Origin of the sequence: Citrobacter sp. MGH110 (assembly GCF_001037515.1) — a bacterium.
Classification (GTDB): domain Bacteria; phylum Pseudomonadota; class Gammaproteobacteria; order Enterobacterales; family Enterobacteriaceae; genus Citrobacter; species Citrobacter portucalensis.
The window spans coordinates 59308-80327 of the sequence record NZ_KQ089832.1 but is presented as its reverse complement, the minus strand read 5'-3'; the positions used below and the strand labels follow the sequence as shown (position 1 = coordinate 80327).

Here is a 21020-nt window from a genome sequence, read left to right as displayed (position 1 = left end):
AAAATTCCGGAAGATCAAATAATTGTACCGAAATTGTAGGCCGGATAAGCGAAGCGCCATCCGGCAATCGATCAGAACAGTTCGTGTGTCTCACCATTATCGATAATGGTTGTCCCCACCTCATGCACCGCCTGTTGCGTCGGCTGAGTGCCTTCAATGAAGTACTCTGCGCGGCTATTGCCACCGCTCGCCAGTTGTCCTGTGCTGCGATCGATATTGACCGTCACGATACCCGGCGGTGGCGTCAGCGGCTGTTCAGGCACACCTTCCAGCACGGATTTCATGTAAGCATCCCATGCAGGCTGCGCACTCTTCGCACCGCCTTCGTAGCCGGAGATTTGGTCTTTGATCGCGCCGGAAGCCGTTGTATGACCAAGGTTGCGGCGATGGTCATCAAAGCCGATCCATACCGACGTTACTACCCCTGGTCCGTAACCGGAGAACCACGCATCTTTAGAGCTGTTGGTAGTCCCGGTTTTCCCGCCGATATCATGACGCTGTAAATCGCGACCTGCGCGCCAACCGGTTCCCATCCAGCCTGGTTCACCAAAGATATTGGTGTTCAGCGCGCTTTTTATCAGGAAGGCCAGCGGCGTGTTGATCACGTGCGGAGCGTACTCCTGTGTGCCGCTTTGCGCGACCAGAGCCTGGTTCGCCTGCTCAAGCTGCGGCATAGGCACGGCGGCATTCTGCTGTTCCTGCGAGACGGCGACATCTTCTACGTTACTGTTTTCCAGCACGTTAGATTTCTGGGTATCGCCGTAAATCACCGGAATATCGCATTCCGGGCAGGCAATTTTTGGCTTCGCTTCGAAGATAACGCCGCCCATATCGCTTTCGATCTTACTGATGAAATACGGATCGACCAGGAAGCCTCCGTTAGACATCACCGCGTAACCGCGCGCCACCTGCAACGGCGTGAACGAAGCCGAACCCAGCGCCAGTGACTCGGTATGCACAATGTTCTGTGCCGGGAAACCGAAACGTTGCAGATACTCTGCCGCGTAATCCACGCCCATAGCGCGCATGGCGCGTACCATCACCACGTTTTTCGACTGACCCAGCCCCTGACGTAAGCGGATAGGACCGGCGTACTGCGGCGGGGAGTTCTTCGGCTGCCAGTCGGAACCAGCACCGGCATCCCAGCGGGAGATCGGCACGTCGTTGAGCATGCTCGCCAGCGTCAGACCTTTATCCATCGCGGCGGTATACAGGAATGGCTTGATGTTGGAGCCCACCTGGCGTAACGCCTGGGTTGCACGGTTAAACTTGCTCTGGTTGAAGTCAAAACCACCAACCAGCGCCAGCACCGCACCGTTTTGCGGATTGATGGAGACCAGGGCTGAGTTGACGTCCGGCACTTGCGCCAGCCACCAGGCATCTCCCACCTGGCGTACCCAGATTTGCTGGCCAGTCTGTACTACGTCGGTCACTTTACGCGGCGTTGGGCCTTGTTGAGTATCCGAACGGTAAGGACGCGCCCAGCGCATACCATCCATCCGTAATGACACTGATGTACCATCCGCCAGCGCGGCAATGGCTTCCTGTGGATTGGCGCTGGTAACAACCGCCGGCAGCAGGGGGCCATAAGTCGGCAGCGCTTTCAGCGTATCGGTAATTTTCTTGCTGTCCCAACTGCTTTCGCCCACTTTCCACAGCACGTTCGACGGGCCGCGGTAGCCGTGGCGCATGTCGTAATCCATCACGTTGTTACGTACTGCCTGCTGAGCTGCCTGCTGTACTTTGCGCGTAATGGTGGTGGTGATGCGATACCCGTCTTCATAGGCTTTCTCGCCATAACGGTTATACATCTCCTGGCGCACCATTTCAGACAGATACGGTGCAGAGAAAGCGATTTCCGGCGCGTGGTAGTTAGCGTCAATGGCCTCGCCGCGCGCCTGATCGTACTGGGCTTGCGTGATGTAGTTTTCGCTCAACATACGCGACAGTACAACGTTACGTCGCGCGGTTGCACGGTCCATCGAATAGAGCGGGTTGAAGGTTGACGGCGCTTTTGGCAGACCGGCAATCACCGCAATTTCACTTAAGCTGAGTTGATCCACCGTCTTACCGAAATAGACCTGCGCGGCAGCACCCACGCCATAGGCGCGATACCCCAGATAGATCTTGTTCAGATACAGTTCGAGGATCTCATCTTTACTCAGCAGTTGCTCAATGCGGATCGCCAGGAACACTTCTTTGATCTTACGCATCAGCGTACGTTCCGGGCTCAGGAAGAAGTTTCTCGCCAACTGTTGGGTAATGGTACTCGCCCCTTGCGACGCGTGACCAGAGAACAATGCGACGCTGGCCGCACGGAAGATCCCCACCGGGTCTACCCCATGGTGCTCATAAAAGCGGCTGTCTTCTGTGGCGATAAAGGCTTTAACCATTACCGGCGGCATCTGATCCAGCGTGACCGGGATTCGACGTTTCTCGCCATATTGCGCGATTAGCTCGCCGTCAGCGCTGTAAACCTGCATCGGGATCTGTAAACGCACATCTTTGAGCGTCGCGACGTCAGGTAATTGCGGCTCGATATAGCGATAAAGGCCATAAATCGAGCCTGCTCCCAGCAGGATGCAACATACTGCAAGGATTAATAAATACTTTACGAACTTCACTGGAGATTTCCCATTTAGTGGCATTTGGGCAGTTTATAAACAAACGCGCGGTAGTATAAAGGCAAGCCAGACGCATTGATATACCCGTTAAAGCGACGGGTGATAAGGAGATCATCAGCAATGGCTTTCAATATCTGGAAAATTGGTCTGCATATTCAGCAACATGAAGCGCTGGCTGTCGCTATCGTTCGCGAAGCATCAGGTTGGTATCTGCAACGCTGGTGGCGTATACCGCTGACGCCTCAGGCTATCGTCGATGGCCACATTCGCGAGCCTGAACAGCTGGTCGCCGCGCTGCTGCCGTGGAGCCGGGAGCTTCCTCGCCGACACCATATTCATCTCTCTTTTCCCGCCAACAGGACGTTACAAAAAAAGTTTCCTCGTCCGACAATGACGTTACGCGAGCCAGAGCAAACCGCATGGTTGTCCGGTTCGATGGCGCGTGAACTGGATATGGCGCCGGATGCGCTGCATTTTGATTATAGCGAAGACACGTTGAGCCCGGCGTTTAACGTCACTGCTGCGCAAAGCAAAGAGATTTCAGCGCTTCTGACGCTTATCCAAACCCTGAAGGTGCAGGTTACGGCGATTACACCGGATGCCAGCGCGTTACAGCGATTTATTCCCTTCTTGCCAGAACATCAGCAGTGTCTGGTATGGCGTGATGACCCTCAGTGGTTATGGGCGACCCGTTCGGCATGGGGACGTAAATCAACGGGCGATATTGGCAGTATCGATGAGCTTGCCACGACATTATCTCTGCCCACGACAGCCATTGCGCAATGCTCCCCTGGCGGCTTCGATCCTTTGAGCGCCGTGTCTGTACGCCAGCCGCCCATTCCAACGCAAAGCCATCACTTCGCCATTGCGCTGGGACTCGCTATGGGAGGCTCGTACCGATGATAGCGACCATTAATCTTCTGCCCTGGCGTCAGACTCGGCGTTACGCTTGCCTGCGCTTCTGGGGCATCTTATTTAGCGCTTCGCTACTGCTTAGTATTGGCGTGTTGTTGCGCAATTACAGCGTGTTGAGTGTAGAAAATCGGGCTGAATTGTTGCTGGCAGATGCCGAAAAGACGCGTGTCGAGGCCTTAATGGCGCTAAAGCCGCGTATGCAGCAGCGCCAGCAACGATGGCAACAGGTGCAGGCACGGAACAAACAGCGTGAGCAGACCCGAAGCTGGCAGTCGGTTTTGCAAGAGCTGGCGGAATTACTGCCTGAGCAGGCGTGGTTAACAAAAATGACCTGGCAACAGGACACGCTGGAACTGACGGGAAACACGCTGAACTTTGCCGCGCTGAAGACTCTGGAAACGCAATTACGCCAGCGGCCATTATTTCAGTTGAGCAGCTCCGGTGAAACGCAGCAGGATGCGCAGGGACGCTGGCAATTCCACTATCGACTGACACGGAGCGGTGCGCATGATAACGCTCTGTGATGTCTGGTTAGCGCAGTCGCCGCGCTTTCGACTCATCTGCTGGTGCGGCTGGATGTTGGGGCTACTCATACTGGTGACGTTATGTCTTTATCCCGTAGCGCGGGAGCGGACGATGCAACGCGAGACGCTGGTCCAGCAACGGGCAGCTATTCAGATGCAATGGCGAGATGTCTATCTGTTAGCGGCATCACCAGCAGAGCCGGAAGAGAAACTGACCCTGTTCTCTCCACTACTGTTTCAGACTTCACTTACTCGTCTTATCCACTGGCAACCCTCTGCGCAAGGCGGAGAGATGGCGCTGATATCGGCCTGGGATGCTATCCCGCAGACGTTTGTCCAGTTGGCGGCTCAGGGGATGAACGTCAGCCGATTTTCGCTTAGCACAGAAGACACGGAGCTGCTGCTAACGCTACAGCTGGAGCGTCTGAATGACGGTTGAACGCTGGCTGTTGATATGCGTAAGCGTACTGATGCTCACCGGTATGCGTAATCCCTTCCTGCCGCCGGAGGACCGTTGCCAAATTGCTGAGCTGTCGACATGGCGTTTTCAGGGCATGGTGAGCCAGGGCACGCGACCCATTGGCATCGTTCAGGATAGCCAGAAAAAATGGCGGCGGGTTAAGCCAAATGACGTCCTGAAAAACGGTTGGACAATTACGCAGATAACGGCCCAGAACATAACCCTCGACACAGAAAAAAACTGCGAACCGCCGCGGTGGCAGTGGCAACGACAAGGAGCGGTAAATGAAGCGATGGATAGCGTGGATAGTAATAGCGCTGGTGGTCGGGATAACGAGCGCGCTGGCGACGAAACCGCAAAACGTGACGCTGGTGGTCGATGATGTGCCGGTTACTCAGGTATTGCAGGCGCTGGCTGAACAGGAACAGAAAAACCTGGTGGTTTCGCCAGATGTCAGCGGTGTGCTGTCGCTGCATTTGACGGATGTCCCCTGGAAGCAGGCATTGCAGACGGTGGTAAAAAGTGCCGGACTGGTATTACGCCAGGAGGGAAACATCCTGCATGTACATTCTGTTCAATGGCAGAGTGAAAATGCGGCCCGCCAGGACAATGAACAGGCGCGGATTCAGGCCAGTATGCCGCTGGAGCAGCGCAGCATTATTTTGCACTATGCCGATGCTGCCGAGCTGGCAAAAGCAGGAGAAAAGCTGCTCAGTGCCAAAGGAAGCATGACGGTGGATAAACGGACCAACCGCTTACTGCTGCGTGATAATAGCGTTGCGCTTAACACCCTGGAAAAGTGGGTATCGGAAATGGATTTGCCGGTGGCCCAGGTCGAACTGGCGGCGCATATCGTCACCATAAATGAAAAAAGTTTGCGCGAGCTGGGGGTGAAGTGGTCGCTGGCTGACGCACAACAATCGGGGGCGGTTGGGAATGTCACGACGCTCGCCAGCGACCTTTCTGTAGCCACCGCCACATCCCGTGTGGGATTTAATATTGGCCGCATTAACGGTCGTTTACTGGAACTGGAGTTGTCTGCGCTGGAGCAAAAACAGCAGTTGGATATCATCGCCAGCCCACGATTACTGGCATCTCACCTGCAACCTGCCAGTATTAAGCAGGGCAGTGAGATCCCTTATCAGGTCTCCAGCGGTGAAAGCGGTGCGACATCCGTCGAGTTCAAGGAAGCGGTACTGGGGATGGAGGTAACACCAACGGTGTTGCAGAAAGGGAGAATCAGGCTGAAACTGCATATCAGCCAGAATGTTCCCGGACAGGTTCTACAGCAGGCAGATGGCGAAGTGCTGGCTATCGACAAGCAGGAGATTGAAACGCAGGTCGAGGTAAAAAGCGGCGAGACGATTGCGCTTGGCGGGATTTTTTCACATAAGAATAAATCCGCAGCCGACAGCGTGCCGCTATTAGGCGACATTCCCTGGCTTGGCTCTCTTTTTCGCCATGATGGTAAAGAAGACGAACGGCGCGAATTAGTGGTCTTTATTACGCCCAGACTGGTTTCAACGGAATAACTTATGCATGAAAAGCCGTTGTTTTTGCACTGAACACGTTTCAGGGATTTGACGTGAGGGTGTATTTAGCATACAAGGAGTACCGATTTGAGCGTCGGTACTTTTCTTTACTTATGCGGCAGTGAATACGCTTTGCCTTTCCGGTGGTGTGCCATAGGCTTATTGGGTGTCATTTGACTGCGCGATACGTCGCCAGGTCTGATGTTTGCAGGGTAGCATGCCTGCCACGACCAGAAATGCGTTAGGTTTGGTGATTTATTCAGTTGCCAAACCCGCTTGAGTATTGAGATAATTTTCAGTCTGACTCTCGCAATATCTTATGAGGTTTCAGTTCATGTCCTGCTGCGCTGGGTGTCTGCGAAGCGGGTTTACCATTAACGAATAGTCTTAGTAGTACCGAAAAAATGGCAGAGAAACGCAATATCTTTCTGGTTGGGCCTATGGGTGCCGGAAAAAGCACTATTGGGCGCCAGTTAGCTCAACAACTCAATATGGAATTTTACGATTCTGATCAAGAGATTGAGAAACGAACCGGAGCTGATGTGGGCTGGGTCTTCGATGTAGAAGGTGAAGACGGCTTCCGTGATCGCGAAGAAAAAGTCATCAACGAGTTGACGGAAAAACAGGGTATTGTGCTGGCAACTGGCGGTGGCTCTGTAAAATCACGTGAAACACGTAACCGTCTTTCCGCGCGTGGCGTCGTGGTCTATCTTGAAACGACAATTGAAAAACAACTTGCACGTACTCAACGTGACAAGAAACGCCCGCTGCTGCAGGTAGAATCACCGCCTCGTGAAGTTCTGGAAGCGTTGGCTGACGAACGCAATCCTCTGTACGAAGAGATTGCTGACGTGACCATTCGCACCGACGATCAGAGCGCAAAAGTCGTAGCAAACCAGATTATTCATATGTTGGAAAGCAACTAATTCTGGCTGAATACACACTCGTCTGCGGGTACAAGTAACTAAGGTGGATGTCGCGTAATGGAGAGGATCACAGTCACTCTCGGGGAACGTAGTTACCCTATCACCATCGCGGCTGGTTTGTTCAATGAGCCAGCTTCATTCTTACCGCTGAAATCGGGCGATCAGGTTATGTTGGTGACCAACGAAACCCTGGCTCCCCTTTATCTCGATAAGGTTCGCGGCGTACTTGAACAGGCGGGTGTTAACGTTGATAGCGTTATCCTTCCCGATGGCGAGCAGTATAAAAGCCTGACGGTTCTGGATACGGTTTTCACCGCGTTACTGCAAAAACCGCACGGTCGTGATACCACGTTAGTTGCCCTTGGCGGCGGCGTGATTGGCGATCTGACCGGTTTTGCGGCAGCCAGCTATCAACGTGGTGTTCGTTTTATTCAAGTCCCGACAACTCTGTTGTCGCAGGTCGACTCCTCCGTTGGCGGCAAAACCGCCGTAAACCATCCCCTCGGTAAAAACATGATTGGCGCGTTTTACCAACCGGCCTCCGTGGTGGTGGATCTCGATTGTCTGAAAACGCTTCCTGCGCGTGAGCTGGCATCGGGGCTGGCGGAAGTGATCAAATACGGCATCATTCTTGACGGCGAATTTTTCAGCTGGCTGGAAGACAATCTGGATGCGTTACTGCGTCTGGATGGTCCGGCGATGGCTTACTGTATCCGTCGTTGTTGTGAGCTGAAAGCAGAAGTTGTCGCAGCAGACGAGCGTGAAATGGGCTTACGTGCTTTACTGAATTTGGGACACACGTTTGGCCATGCGATCGAAGCTGAAATGGGTTATGGCAATTGGTTACATGGTGAAGCAGTCGCAGCAGGTATGGTAATGGCTGCCCGTACGTCAGAACGTTTGGGTCAGTTCACCTCCGCTGATACGCAGCGCATCATTACGCTGTTACAGCGAGCTGGCTTACCGGTGAATGGGCCGCGTGAAATGTCCACCGAGGCTTATCTGCCGCACATGCTGCGAGATAAAAAAGTGTTAGCGGGAGAGATTCGTTTGGTGCTTCCGCGAGCGATAGGGAAGAGTGAAGTGCGCGGCGGAGTGTCGCACGAGGTGGTTCTTAACGCTATTGCTGATTGCCAGCAGGCGTAACAACAAGAAAGGTCAGGCTTACGTTGCGAAACGTAGGTCTTTTAGCTTCAGGTTATGTGCAAAGTCGTAAGCATTAACCTTTGAGTGGGGTGTTAAATGGATGAATTCAAACCAGAAGACGAGCTGAAACCCGATCCCAGCGATCGTCGTACTGGTCGTTCTCGTCAATCGTCTGAACGCGATAATGAGCCGCAAATCAATTTTGATGATGTTGATCTGGATGCTGACGATCGCCGTCCTGCACGTGCACGCAAAGAGCGTGAAGAAGAGCAGGACCTTGAAGAAGAGTATGAATCTGATGACGATGCCGTGGATGAAGAGCGTGTAGAACGTCGTCCGCGCAAGCGTAAGAAAGCCGCCAGCAAACCTGCCTCCCGCCAATATATGATGATGGGTGTGGGGGTTCTGGTACTGCTGCTGCTGATTATCGGCATTGGTTCTGCGCTGAAAGCCCCCTCATCTTCTTCTAATGAGCAGGCAGCATCTGGTGAGAAGAGCATCGATCTTTCTGGCAGCAATGCAACGGATCAGGCGAGCGCAACGGCTCCTGCAACGGGCACTGAGCAGACCGCTGGCAATACCCAGCAGGATGTTTCCCTGCCACCGATTTCCTCTACCCCGACTCAAGGTCAGGCACCTGCGGCAACCGAAGGCCAGCAGCGTGTTGAAGTGCAGGGCGATTTGAACAATGCTCTGACACAACCGCAGGGTCAGGAGCAGGTTAACAACGCCGTGGTTAACTCTACGCTGCCGACCGAACCTGCGACCGTTGCGCCGATGCGTAATGGTAATGCTGCGCGCCAGACGGCGAAAACGGAAACGACTGAGCGTCCTGCTGCTACGCGCCAGGAACGTAAACAGGCCGTTATTGAGCCGAAGAGCAAACCGCAAACTACGGTGAAAGCGACGCCGACAGAGCCGAAACCTGTTGCTCAGGCAAAACCAACCGTAACTGCTACCGCGCCGACCACCACAACTAAAGCACCTGTGGTAACCGCTACGCCGAAAGCGACCGCTGAGCCGAAAGCAACTGCGACGCCAACGCAGACCGCAACGCCTGCGCCAACGGCGACAGCAACAACGACAACGCCTGTTGCTGGCGGAGCGAAAAGTGCAGGTAATGTTGGAGCGTTAAAATCTGCGCCGTCCAGCCATTACACGCTGCAGCTCAGCAGTTCTTCTAACTACGACAACCTGAACGGTTGGGCGAAGAAAGAAAACCTGAAGAACTACGTGGTGTACCAGACGACGCGTAACGGTCAACCGTGGTATGTTCTGGTGACAGGCGTGTATGCGTCTAAAGAAGACGCGAAACGTGCAGTGTCTACGTTACCCGCTGATATTCAGGCGAAAAACCCGTGGGCAAAACCGCTGCATCAGGTTCAGGCCGATTTGAAGTAAGATAGGATATGTTCTGCAATGGTTTGATGTTTCGCCCAATTGCGGGACAAAGACTAAAGCGCAGGATGCTGTCGGAGCTTTCTCCACAGCCGGAGAAGGTGTAATTAGTTAGTCAGCATGAAAAAAAATCGCGCTTTTTTGAAATGGGCAGGGGGGAAATACCCCCTGCTTGATGATATCAAACGGCATTTACCTCAGGGTGAGTGCCTGATTGAACCTTTCGTGGGTGCCGGGTCGGTGTTTCTCAACACCGACTTTTCTCGTTATATTCTTGCCGATATCAACAGCGACCTTATCAGTCTCTATAACATCGTGAAGACGCGTACCGATGAGTATGTGCAGGCTTCGCGTGAGCTGTTTATGCCTGAAACCAATCAGGCTGAGGTGTACTATCGGTTCAGAGAAGAATTTAATGCCAGCGAGGATCCGTTCCGCAGAGCAGTGCTGTTCTTGTATCTGAACCGCTTTGGTTACAACGGATTGTGCCGTTATAACCTGCGCGGCGAGTTTAACGTCCCGTTTGGGCGTTATAAAAAACCTTACTTCCCGGAAGCTGAGTTGTACCATTTTGCTGAGAAAGCGCAGAATGCGGAGTTTCATTGCCTCTCCTATGAAGAGTGCATGAACCGTGCGGATAGCAACTCTGTGGTCTATTGTGACCCGCCTTATGCACCGCTTTCGGCGACGGCAAATTTCACTGCGTATCACACCAACAGCTTTAGCCCGAAAGAGCAGGCGCATTTGGCCGAGATGGCAGAAAAGCTGGTCAGTAAGCAGATCCCGGTGTTAATTTCGAACCACGATACGCCCGATACCCGTGAATGGTACCGAGCGGCGAAACATTTTCAGGTCAAAGTGCGGCGCAGCATAAGCAGCAATGGCGGCACGCGTAAAAAGGTGAACGAACTGCTGGCACTGTATAAACCAGGAGTCGTAACGCCTGCGAAGAAATAAATCTCAAGGAGAAGCGGATGAAACAGTATTTGATCGCCCCCTCAATTCTGTCGGCTGATTTTGCCCGCCTGGGTGAGGACACCGCGAGAGCGCTGACTGCCGGTGCCGATGTCGTGCACTTCGACGTCATGGACAATCACTATGTACCGAACCTGACCATCGGACCGATGGTACTGAAATCGCTGCGTAAATATGGCATCACCGCCCCGATTGATGTTCACCTGATGGTGAAACCGGTCGATCGTATTGTCCCGGACTTCGCCGCCGCTGGCGCCAGCATCATTACTTTTCATCCGGAAGCCTCCGAGCATGTCGATCGCACTTTACAGCTGATCAAAGAGCATGGCTGTAAAGCGGGCCTGGTGTTCAACCCGGCAACACCGCTGAGCTATCTGGACTACGTCATGGATAAGCTCGATGTGATCCTGCTGATGTCCGTTAACCCAGGCTTTGGCGGACAGTCCTTCATCCCACAAACGCTGGATAAGCTGCGTGAAGTGCGTCGTCGTATTGATGAATCTGGCTACGATATCCGCCTCGAAGTGGACGGTGGCGTCAAAGTGAATAACATTGGTGAAATTGCCGCGGCAGGCGCAGATATGTTTGTTGCAGGCTCCGCCATTTTCGACCAACCAGACTACAAAAAAGTCATTGATGAAATGCGCAATGAACTGGCGAAGGTAAGTCATGGATAAGTTTCAGGATATTCGGGGCGCTGCATTTGACCTCGACGGCACGCTGGTCGACAGCGCGCCGGGATTAGCCGCAGCGGTGGACATGGCGCTGTATGCGCTGGAACTGCCGGTTGCCGGAGAAGAACGCGTTATCACCTGGATTGGTAACGGTGCAGATGTACTGATGGAGCGCGCGCTGGCGTGGTCCCGTCAGGAGCGCGCAACATTACGTAAAACGATGGGTAAACCGCCCGTTGATGATGATATTCCCGCCGAGGAGCAGGTACGTATTTTGCGTAAGCTGTTCGACAGATACTACGGCGATGTCGCAGAAGAGGGGACATTCCTGTTCCCTGATGTTGCCGACACGCTGGGCGCGCTGCATGCGAAAGGATTGCCGCTGGGTCTGGTGACCAACAAACCGACCCCGTTTGTCGCGCCATTGCTCGAAGCATTAGATATCGCCAAGTACTTTAGCGTGGTCATCGGTGGTGACGACGTGCAGAATAAAAAACCGCATCCGGATCCGCTGCTGCTGGTGGCAAGTAAGCTTGGCATCAAGCCTGAGCAAATGCTCTTCGTAGGGGATTCACGCAATGATATTCAGGCGGCAAAAGCTGCTGGCTGTCCGTCCGTTGGCCTGACCTATGGCTACAACTACGGCGAGTCGATCGCGCTGAGCCAGCCCGACGTTATTTACGACCGTATTAATGAACTACTGCCCGCTCTCGGGCTTCCGCATAGCGAAAATCAGGAATCAAAAAATGACTAAGCCCATCGTTTTTAGTGGCGCACAGCCCTCAGGTGAATTGACCATTGGCAACTATATGGGTGCGCTGCGTCAGTGGGTGAGCATGCAGGATGATTACCATTGCATCTATTGCATCGTTGACCAACATGCCATCACCGTTCGTCAGGATGCTCAGCAGTTGCGTAAAGCAACGCTCGATACGCTGGCGCTGTATCTGGCATGCGGTATCGATCCTGAAAAAAGCACCATTTTCGTGCAGTCTCACGTACCGGAGCATGCACAGTTAGGTTGGGCGCTGAACTGCTACACCTACTTCGGCGAACTGAGCCGTATGACCCAGTTCAAAGACAAATCCGCGCGCTATGCGGAGAACATCAACGCCGGTCTGTTTGATTATCCGGTACTGATGGCGGCAGACATCCTGTTGTATCAGACCAACCAGGTACCGGTTGGCGAAGATCAGAAACAGCATCTGGAACTGAGCCGCGATATCGCCCAGCGCTTCAACGCTCTGTATGGCGACATCTTCAAAGTGCCTGAGCCGTTCATTCCTAAATCCGGCGCGCGCGTGATGTCGCTGCTGGAGCCGACGAAGAAAATGTCCAAGTCGGATGACAACCGCAACAACGTGATCGGTCTGCTGGAAGATCCGAAATCTGTGGTTAAGAAAATCAAACGTGCGATGACCGACTCTGAAGAGCCGCCAGTTGTACGCTACGACGTGCAGAATAAAGCGGGTGTTTCCAACCTGCTGGATATTCTCTCCGCCGTCACCGGTAAGAGCATTCCGGAGCTGGAACAGCACTTCGAAGGCAAAATGTATGGTCATCTGAAAGGTGAAGTCGCAGAGGCCGTTTCCGGTATGCTGACCGAGCTTCAGGAACGCTATCACCGTTTCCGTAACGATGAAGCTTTCCTGCAGAAAGTGATGAAAGAAGGTGCGGAAAAAGCCAGCGCCCGCGCATCTGTTACGCTGAAAGCCGTTTACGAAGCGATTGGTTTTGTCGCCAAGCCGTAATGCGCTCTGTGTTGTTAAAAAAACCGGGAAGTTCCCGGTTTTTTTGTATCTGCGCAATCGCTTCTATTACTGATTCGCAGCCGGGCCACAGCCACCAATAATTTTTGAAATCGAAATTGCTGGATGCAGGAAATAATCGTAGCTGCAGTTATTTTTTGTGTTTTCGATATGACCAGTACACGCGGTCAGCGTAGCCAGAACACCAGCAACGATGGTGATTTTTGCAAATTTAAACATGTCAAAATCCTTGTTAGATATCTATTTCTAAATGGATGAAGTCCATTTTTCGCCGGATAAGATATCAACTAACATAAACTTTAAGTAGTCCAGAAAAGGACATGTCGCTTTATATATAAAACATACGATTAGTGAATTGAATTTAAATAAAAAAGCCTGGTATTAATAAATAATACCAGGCTGCGGGTTTAATTAATTAGCGAAATGTTTTTCTGAAATTCAACATAAAGCCTTTATCGCTGATGTTGTCCTCTTTCCACTGGTAAGCGTCCAGATTCAGGCTGGCGTCTTTGGCGCTGTATTTCACACCGACCGTCGCCAGGCCGTTGATGCCTCCGCCTTTTTGGTCGTCGTCTACGCTAAAGGACTGGCCTGCGGCACCTTGCAGTGACGCAGTACGCTGGCTTTTGCTGTAGCTCAGGTTCGGACCGCCTTCCAGCGTGGCGCTGGCGCTCCAGCCATTTTCACCGGTATAGTCGAACTTCATTCCGACAATGGAATCCACAGCGGTTTCGCTGCCAGCGTTCATCGACAGGTTGAAATCACCCGCACTACGCTCTTTATAGCTGCCTTCCAGCGTATGACGGAATTTCACCCCGGCGTACGGCGTGACTTTCAACGTATCGTTGAGCATGGTGAAGGTTTTCGCCCCTTCGCTGCGGAACTCAAGATACTGCTGACGTGCGTTGGAATCCGCCACCTTGTTGGTGTCGCCATAAGAGACAGAACGACTGCTGTCGAGGTTGTGTACGTCATAACGCAGGCTGTTCTTCCACGCCAGACCTTCATTAAACGCCATGCTGTGCTTCAGACCAAAGAACTGACTGTAGCCGCCGGTCAGGCCGTTGTCGCCCGCGGTCTTCGAACCGTCACCGTCCAGGCGCGCGATGCCGTACTCCAGCGTCAGATTCTGGCTGGCGGTGAGATCCAGCGACTGACGTAATGCCAGCATGTCGTACTGGGTATCGTTGCCCAACTCAGCGCGTGGGTCGCCTTTCGCTACGACGTTGAACGCCAGGCCATCTTTAATTTGCGGCGCGGCATCGGCCAGCATGGTAAAGCGGTTGCTTAGCACGCGGGCTTCACGGAACGCGGTGATAGCCTGACTGCCGCTCACCTGCTTAAGCGCGTTGTTCAGTTCAGCGGTGGAGCCAACGTTGAGGCTGGTGTACAGCTCGTTGTTGGTGTAACCGGCGTCGAGCGCCTGCGCCACGTCACTGACAGAACCATCGGTCGCCACATCGGCATAGGCGTTTTTGGTCATGGTGACGTCAACGTTGCCGCTGGCATCGGTGCTGCCCTGTGCATTCCACACCACGGAGGTGGACTGAATGGCACCTGCGTCGGACAGGTTGCTGCCCTCGACCACGTTGTCAAAGCTTACGGTGGTGTCGGCAGTACCTGCGGTAAAACCGGTGTTAATCTCCACGCCGTTCATGCTGGCATTGCTGACCATCAACTTACCGGCGCTGCCATCAGCGCTGGTGCCGACCACGTAGCCCGACAGGTTGTTGGTGGCCGATGAATCTGCACTGTCGCTGGTGGTAACGGTTGTCGTGCCATCGGTAATAGCAGGTTCCGTGGGGGCCGTGAAGTCAACATAATGCACTTCCGTACCATCACCGTTTTCGCCGCTGCCTTCAATGGTTTTACCATCCTGCTTGATAAAGCCGGAGCCAGTCACGTTGTCATCAATGTAGACCGTGCCGTTGTTGACGATATGGCCGTTACTGCCCAACTGGCTGAAGGCGTAGGAGTTGCTGGCGTAAATATTGATGGTGCCGTTATTTTCGATCACCGCATCGGATTTGGCATCTGATTCCAGCTGCATCCCGACCATACCGGTTTGTGTGGTACCTTCGGTTCCCACATTGATGGTGCCGTTATTGACCATCTTCGCGCTGCCGTGCGCGGACATCGCGACATTGTTGGTTTTATCAATGTTGATGGTGCCGTCGTTAATGGCTTTACTGCCGCCATTATTTTTCGAGGTAGTGACCTGCCCATTAATGACGCCAGTGCTGCCGTTGTACAGCGTGTGCCCGCTCCCGCCGGTGGCGATATCGGCATCGCTGTTCACTGTCCCCCAGTTATTGAAGGCGCCGGACCACAGGGCGTTATCTGCCAGCGTCATCACGCCGCCTTCAAGATTATTGAGCGTACCGTTTTTATCGACGGTGCCGTTATTAATGACACCCGCGTTATTGACGGTTGCGGCAGCGGTAAATTTGAGTTTATCGACTTCGCCGCCAGCGTTGTTGTTCAGTACCGCACCACCCGATGCGCCGGTCCAGTCCGTCACGATGCCGGTATTGTTCATGGTGCTGGACCATTGCTCAACCGTGTTCATGGACCCGCTGTTGTTGATAATGGAACCGCCGACGGTGGTGCCGGTTTTCCCGGTCACGGTGCCTGTATTGTTGAAGACACCGCCGTCAACGGAGACCGCCGCTGTTGTACCTTCGTTGGTATAGGTGCCGCCTGTGGCAATACTGACGCTGCTGATGCTGCCGGTGTCGGCATTGGTTAAATCGCCGTAATTTTTAACGATGACCTTGCCGCCGCTGACGGTGCCAGCGTTGCTAATGTGTACGGTTTCCGTTGCGATCGGATTGGTAATGATGGTTTCGCCGGTAAGCGTTTCACCTGCGGCGGTAATGACATCGCCATCAGCAAAAGTAAGGGAAACGTTGCTGTCGGTTGGGTTGTAGTCGTCGCTGCCCTGGCAGTTGCTGTCATAACAGACCGTACCGTAGTTAACCACGGTACTTTTGCTGTCAGTCAGGAAAGGCTTGCCGTAATTGGCATCAATATTGATGGTGCCTGTGGTGTCGTTAATCACGATGCCACCATTCAGCGCCGCCATGCCCACCAGTTGGTTATCATCGGTTTTGGTGACGCCTGCATCGGCGGTCAGGTTAATAGTGCCCTGGTTAATGGCTGTGCCGCCGTTAAGTGCCATCATACCGAAGCCCGCATTATTGACGGTAATGGTGCCTGTATTGGTGGCGGTTGCATCGCCATAACCACCGTCGGTGGTGCCTGCCACCATTGCCGAGCTGGTCAGATAGAGTTGTGATGGTGACCAGTAGCTTTTGCTGGCGACGGTATTATCGTCGTTCAGCGTCGGGACGAAGCCGTCCAGGTAAATATCTCCGGCATTGAGGGCAGTCCCTTTACTGGCGGATACGCCATAGACCCCCGCCCCCTGGAGATTTATTGTGGCGCCTGCCTCGTTGCTCACTTCGCCGTAGTTTTCCGCCAGCATGGCGTACAGCGTATTGCTGTACCAAATCAGCGGGAAGGTTCCTATTCCTCCATCGCTGCCTGGGGTTAGTGACGATACCAGCGTGATTGATCCTCCCGCTGCGTTGCTAACTATCGATCCTTGATCGGTAGCCGCAGTGATTGCATTACGGTTGTCATGACCGCTTGTGGCATAGGCGCTAATATCGCCACTGTTTTTTGCCTGTGCGCCGCTGCGGGCGAATAATAGGGCGACAGCGCCGTCATCAACGATGGCTCCCTGATTATCGATCGATGAACCCTGGCCTTTTGCGGTTAATATTGCGTTGTAGGTGTAATGCTCACTGGGCAAAACTGTTTCTGTGATTTTAATTACAGAGTTTTGGTCTAACGTTAAGCTGCCGCCGTTTTGTACATTGGCCAGTGTCACTGAGCCGCCGGGGAGGGTGGTGATATTCAATGTGGACTCACCGCTTAATGTGACACTGCTAGCTCCGTCTATATTTATGCCTGTAACAGACGATACTTCGCCATCGCCATTTTCGGCGTAGTTGATATCAATACCGCCCATCAGATTGACGGTATTGCCATCACCTTTGACCGTGAGGCCGTATGTATCCAGCCACTGTCCACTTACCGTGCTCACATCGCTAACATTGATGTTAAGCGAGCCGGTTAGATCCACCTGATTGTTCGTGCCGCTGACGGTGATTCCCTGGAGGGTATCGCTGTTGCTGGCCATCTGGCTATCTGCGTCATAGTCACCGCTGATTGTGACGTTGCCGGTAATATTCAGCGTATTGTTATCACCCGCCATATCGAGGCCCTGTGCACCACGGTATAGGCCGTTGCTGTCCTCGACAGCGGTCACATTGATATCACCATCCAGCGTCGCCTGTGACGAGTCGCCACTCATTTTTGCGCCAGTACCATTCAGGCTGACGTCGATATTCCCTTTATTATTAAAGACATTTTTTTCACCATCGATCACAAAACCCACGGAGTTTGCATCGCGCACGGTCGCGTTGCCGGTGTTTTTGATTTCGTTACCCGCCCCGTCAGTGACGATACCCATCGCGCCGTTGGTGACCAGCATGTCACCTGCCTGAGTCAGGCTATTATCATTTCCATCAATGACTGCAGCGATAGAGCCCGCGCCATCCACGGTGATATCACCCGTATTCGCGATTCGGGAATTATCGCCCGCAATGACGGTACCCGTTGCGCCCTGCGCAATGGTTTGATCTCCTTCGCCAATAACCAGCGCCTTATTTCCCGCGATGTACAGCCCGGTTGATCCCGCGCCGGTGACCGTTGAGTCGCCGGTGTTATCAATCACCGCACCGTCACCGGTCATTTTGGCTCCGGTCGCGCCGTCGGTAACGTTTAGTTCGCCATCGTTAGTAATGCGCGTTTTGTCGCCGGTGATGCTGATACCGATAGAGCCTGCGCCGCTGACATCGGTGGTGCCGATATTATCGAAGGTGGCGCTGTTGCCGTTAATCAGGATGCCCGTTGCGCCGTCGGAAATATCCTGCTTCCCTTCGCTGTTAATGGTTGCGTTGTCGCCGTCAATATATAGCCCGGTAGAGCCTGCGCCGCTGGCGGTGGTATCGCCTTTGTTGTCGATGAGGACATCATCACCGGTAATCTTTGCCCCGGTAGCGCCGTCGGCCACATAGAGTTCGCCATCGTTGATAACGTGCGAGTTGTCGCCATTGACGATGGAGCCGGTTGAACCTTGACCGCTGATGTTAGAGGTGCCGGTATTCGCCACCGTGGTTTCGTTGCCATCGATCACCATGCCGGTGCCGCCACCTGTGACGTCAATGCCACCGGAAATGCGGGTGGTGGTGCCGTTACCTGAAATCAGCGCGCCGGTTGCGCCGTCGACGTTGCTTTGTCCTGAAATCGTATTGGTGGTGTTGTCACCGGTAATGACGATGCCGACCGCACCATCGCTGACGGAGGAATCACCGCTTAACGCGTTGTTTGTCCGATCGCCGGAGATGATGACGCCAGTTTTACTTTCACCACGGGTATCAACCCCGCGATCGGCAGTATTTGAAGCGTCATCGCCAGCGACGACGGTTGTCTGGTCATCGGCAACGATCAGGTATCCCTGGTTGTCATATTTCCAGTACAGGCCGCTTCCTTGTACCGTACCTTCAATGACGGCGGCATTATCGTCGGTCACTTTCCAGTCGGAAACCAGCAGCGTTTTACCGTCTTGTAATGCGATCTGCCACCGATCATCCTGTTCGACGTAATTCCATACGGCGCCGCCGAGGTCCGTGCCGCTATCCAGCTTGATGCCGTCAAATGTCAGTGTGTTCAGGCCTTTATCGATGGTGACGCCGTTACTGAAGGTAATAACAGAGGTATCATCAGGTGGTGTAGGTGTTACATCGCCGCCATCGTCGTCGGGAGGCGTGGGCGTTACATCACCGCCATCGTCATCGGGAGGTGTGGGCGTTACATCACCGCCATCGTCGTCGGGAGGCGTGGGTGTTACATCACCGCCATCGTCGTCGGGAGGCGTGGGTGTTACATCGCCGCTATCGTCGTCGGGAGGCGTGGGCGTTACATCGCCATTATCTGATGGGGTTGCCGGAGTATCATTATGGTGGGAATGGCCGCCGCCATTGTTATCGATACCTATCGCTACACCAGCTGTTAGCGCAGCGACACCACCTGCGACCCATCCCCAGTGATTGTCTTGTTCTGTATAATCTGCCAGGCAGCGTGCGGAGAGTTTGTTACGTTCGGCTTTTGATAATACGGATATATCAGTAGGGCAATCATTGTCATCGTCGCTACTATCTGCGGCTATCGCCGGGAGATAGTAAGTTTGCAACGCAAGAGCAATACCCACAGCAATGAGTTTTTTCCTTTGCATAATCGACATCCTTAAATAAATACGCACAAAATATGCCATTGAAGGCATAAATTTATTTCGAGGTAATTTATTATTTTGCCACTGAATGACCGTGCTTCGTCAAATTACTCAATGGTCATGTATTATTTAGGATGTGAATTAGATTTATGGGTTGTACGGATATAAATAGGGTATTTTACGTGTTTTTTATAAATTAGAGCGCAGATTCATTTTGTTGGTGAATGAGTTTAGTCTTTCTTAATTCAGGTTTGAGAATAAATCATGAATAATAAACGAGAAAATAAATGCCCTGAGAATCAGGGCATTTATTTGCATTCAATTAATGGTTTGAGAACCAGTTCAGCTTATCGCGAAGGCCTACCACACGACCAACAATAATTAACGCTGGGCTTTCAACCTGTTGCGCCAACTCTCCTAGCTGAGTCAGCTCGCCATTGACGACACGCTGTTTCACGGAGGTACCGTTTTCTACCAGGGCGACAGGCATATCGGGCTGCATGCCAAATTCGATCAATTTTTCCTGAATCGTGGCCGCCTGGTTCAGCCCCATGTAGAACACCAGCGTTTGTTTCTCTGCTGCCAGGTTTTCCCAGTCCAGCTCACCGCCGGTTTTCAGGTGTCCGGTAACCAGACGCACGCTCTGAGCGTAATCACGATGGGTCAGTGGAATGCCGGAATAGGCAGAACAACCGGAGGCTGCGGTAATACCCGGCACTACAGAGAATGGGATACCGGCATGGCACAGCGTTTCCAGCTCTTCGCCACCGCGGCCAAAGATGAACGGGTCGCCACCTTTCAGTCGAACCACGCGCTTGCCCTGTTGTGCTTCACGCAGCAGGATCTGGTTGATCTCTTCCTGCGGTACGCAGTGGTAGCCCGCACGTTTACCGACGAACACTCGGTCTGCATCGCGGCGTACAAGGTTCATGATATCGTCGGAAACCAGACGGTCATAGACCACGACATCCGCTTGCTGGATCTGCTGTAGCCCTTTCAGCGTCAGCAGGCCGGCATCGCCAGGACCGGCGCCAACCAGTACCACTTCACCACGGTGATCCAGCGGTTCGCTGAGCATTTGCTCAGTGGTTTCCTCGACGGCTTTCAGGTCATTGTTCGCCAACGACTGCGCCAGGCGGTCATTCACGAATAATTTTTCCCAGAAGCGGCGACGTTCACCCATGCTGGCAAACTGTTGCTTCACTCGGGAGCGCAACTTGCCGGCATACTGCGCGACCTGGCCCAGATGCTGAGGCAGTACGGATTCAAGCCTTTCACGCAGCAGACGGGCAAGCACTGGCGATGTCCCGCCGGAGGAGACCGCCACCATCAGCGGTGAGCGGTCGATAATGGAGGGCATGATAAAACTGGCTGCTTTTGGCGCATCGACCACGTTGCAGAAGATACGACGTGATTCTGCGGCGGTGCTGACGCTTTGGTTGACGGCATCGTCATCGGTGGCGGCAATAGCCAACCAGCAGGTGTCGAGCAGGGACTCATCGAACGGCCCCTCAACCAGCGTCAGCATGTTTTCATCTGCCCATACTTTGAACTGCGGAATAAACGCCAGCGCATTAACCGTTAAACGGGCGCCCGCTTCCAGCAGTAACCGCGCTTTGCGTTCTGCGACATCACCACCGCCGACGATCAAGCAGTCGCGGTCACGTAGTTGACAAAATATAGGCAAATGATCCACGACATTACCCCTTAATTATT

General features: G+C 53.3%; 16 protein-coding genes. 12 read left to right on the top strand and 4 right to left on the bottom strand.

The features are described 5' to 3' along the window. Positions 1–71: 71 nt before the first annotated feature. Positions 72–2624 carry a peptidoglycan glycosyltransferase/peptidoglycan DD-transpeptidase MrcA gene (mrcA, locus tag SK38_RS20405; protein WP_003827669.1) on the bottom strand — a complete coding sequence of 851 codons (2553 nt, stop codon included), beginning with the start codon at positions 2622–2624 and terminating at the stop codon, positions 72–74. Between the two features lie 120 nt (positions 2625–2744). On the opposite strand from mrcA, the gene SK38_RS20400 reads away from it, so the two are divergent. From SK38_RS20400 to trpS, 12 genes are all read left to right on the top strand, one after another. After that, on the top strand, positions 2745–3527 hold the full coding sequence (locus SK38_RS20400; RefSeq protein ID WP_048236941.1) for a type IV pilus biogenesis protein PilM: 783 nt from the start codon (positions 2745–2747) through the stop codon (positions 3525–3527). Next, a complete protein-coding gene (locus tag SK38_RS20395) occupies positions 3524–4063 on the top strand; it encodes a PilN domain-containing protein (RefSeq protein ID WP_048236940.1) in 540 nt (179 codons plus the stop codon). Before SK38_RS20400 ends, SK38_RS20395 begins: the two co-directional genes overlap by 4 nt. Further along, positions 4047–4502: a HofO family protein gene (locus SK38_RS20390; protein WP_048236939.1), complete on the top strand. Its 456-nt coding sequence runs from the start codon at positions 4047–4049 to the stop codon at positions 4500–4502. The genes SK38_RS20395 and SK38_RS20390 overlap by 17 nt, the downstream gene beginning before the upstream one ends. Further along, a complete protein-coding gene (locus SK38_RS20385) occupies positions 4492–4905 on the top strand; it encodes a HofP DNA utilization family protein (RefSeq protein ID WP_048215406.1) in 414 nt (137 codons plus the stop codon). The genes SK38_RS20390 and SK38_RS20385 overlap by 11 nt, the downstream gene beginning before the upstream one ends. Beyond that, the gene (hofQ, locus tag SK38_RS20380; RefSeq protein WP_075553077.1) at positions 4808–6055 is read left to right on the top strand and encodes a DNA uptake porin HofQ; all 1248 of its coding nucleotides are present in this window, start codon (positions 4808–4810) and stop codon (positions 6053–6055) included. Before SK38_RS20385 ends, hofQ begins: the two co-directional genes overlap by 98 nt. Before the next feature lie 404 nt (positions 6056–6459). Continuing rightward, a complete protein-coding gene (gene aroK, locus SK38_RS20375; protein ID WP_003023552.1) occupies positions 6460–6981 on the top strand; it encodes a shikimate kinase AroK in 522 nt (173 codons plus the stop codon). Positions 6982–7038: 57 nt separating this feature from the next. Continuing rightward, a complete protein-coding gene (gene aroB / locus SK38_RS20370; RefSeq protein ID WP_003827681.1) occupies positions 7039–8127 on the top strand; it encodes a 3-dehydroquinate synthase in 1089 nt (362 codons plus the stop codon). Positions 8128–8223: 96 nt separating this feature from the next. Then, positions 8224–9528 carry a cell division protein DamX gene (gene damX / locus SK38_RS20365; RefSeq protein ID WP_048236938.1) on the top strand — a complete coding sequence of 435 codons (1305 nt, stop codon included), beginning with the start codon at positions 8224–8226 and terminating at the stop codon, positions 9526–9528. Positions 9529–9645: 117 nt separating this feature from the next. Continuing rightward, on the top strand, positions 9646–10482 hold the full coding sequence (dam, locus tag SK38_RS20360; RefSeq protein WP_003827684.1) for an adenine-specific DNA-methyltransferase: 837 nt from the start codon (positions 9646–9648) through the stop codon (positions 10480–10482). A 17-nt stretch (positions 10483–10499) separates the two neighbouring features. Next, complete coding sequence (gene rpe, locus SK38_RS20355; protein ID WP_003023561.1) at positions 10500–11177, top strand: ribulose-phosphate 3-epimerase; 678 nt, start codon at positions 10500–10502, stop codon at positions 11175–11177. Next, positions 11170–11928 carry a phosphoglycolate phosphatase gene (gene gph, locus SK38_RS20350; protein ID WP_003837920.1) on the top strand — a complete coding sequence of 253 codons (759 nt, stop codon included), beginning with the start codon at positions 11170–11172 and terminating at the stop codon, positions 11926–11928. The genes rpe and gph overlap by 8 nt, the downstream gene beginning before the upstream one ends. Beyond that, entirely contained in the window at positions 11921–12925 is a 1005-nt protein-coding gene (gene trpS, locus SK38_RS20345; protein WP_003827687.1) for a tryptophan--tRNA ligase, read from the top strand. Before gph ends, trpS begins: the two co-directional genes overlap by 8 nt. Before the next feature lie 66 nt (positions 12926–12991). Here trpS and SK38_RS24440 read toward each other — a convergent pair whose 3' ends face one another. The 3 genes from SK38_RS24440 to cysG form a co-directional block, all read right to left on the bottom strand. Then, a complete protein-coding gene (locus SK38_RS24440; protein WP_048236937.1) occupies positions 12992–13162 on the bottom strand; it encodes a YhfL family protein in 171 nt (56 codons plus the stop codon). Positions 13163–13358: 196 nt separating this feature from the next. Further along, positions 13359–19307: a BigA/YdbA N-terminal beta-barrel domain-containing protein gene (locus SK38_RS20335; protein ID WP_048236936.1), complete on the bottom strand. Its 5949-nt coding sequence runs from the start codon at positions 19305–19307 to the stop codon at positions 13359–13361. Positions 19308–19626: 319 nt separating this feature from the next. Beyond that, positions 19627–21000: a siroheme synthase CysG gene (cysG, locus tag SK38_RS20330; protein ID WP_008786309.1), complete on the bottom strand. Its 1374-nt coding sequence runs from the start codon at positions 20998–21000 to the stop codon at positions 19627–19629. Positions 21001–21020 lie beyond the last annotated feature (20 nt).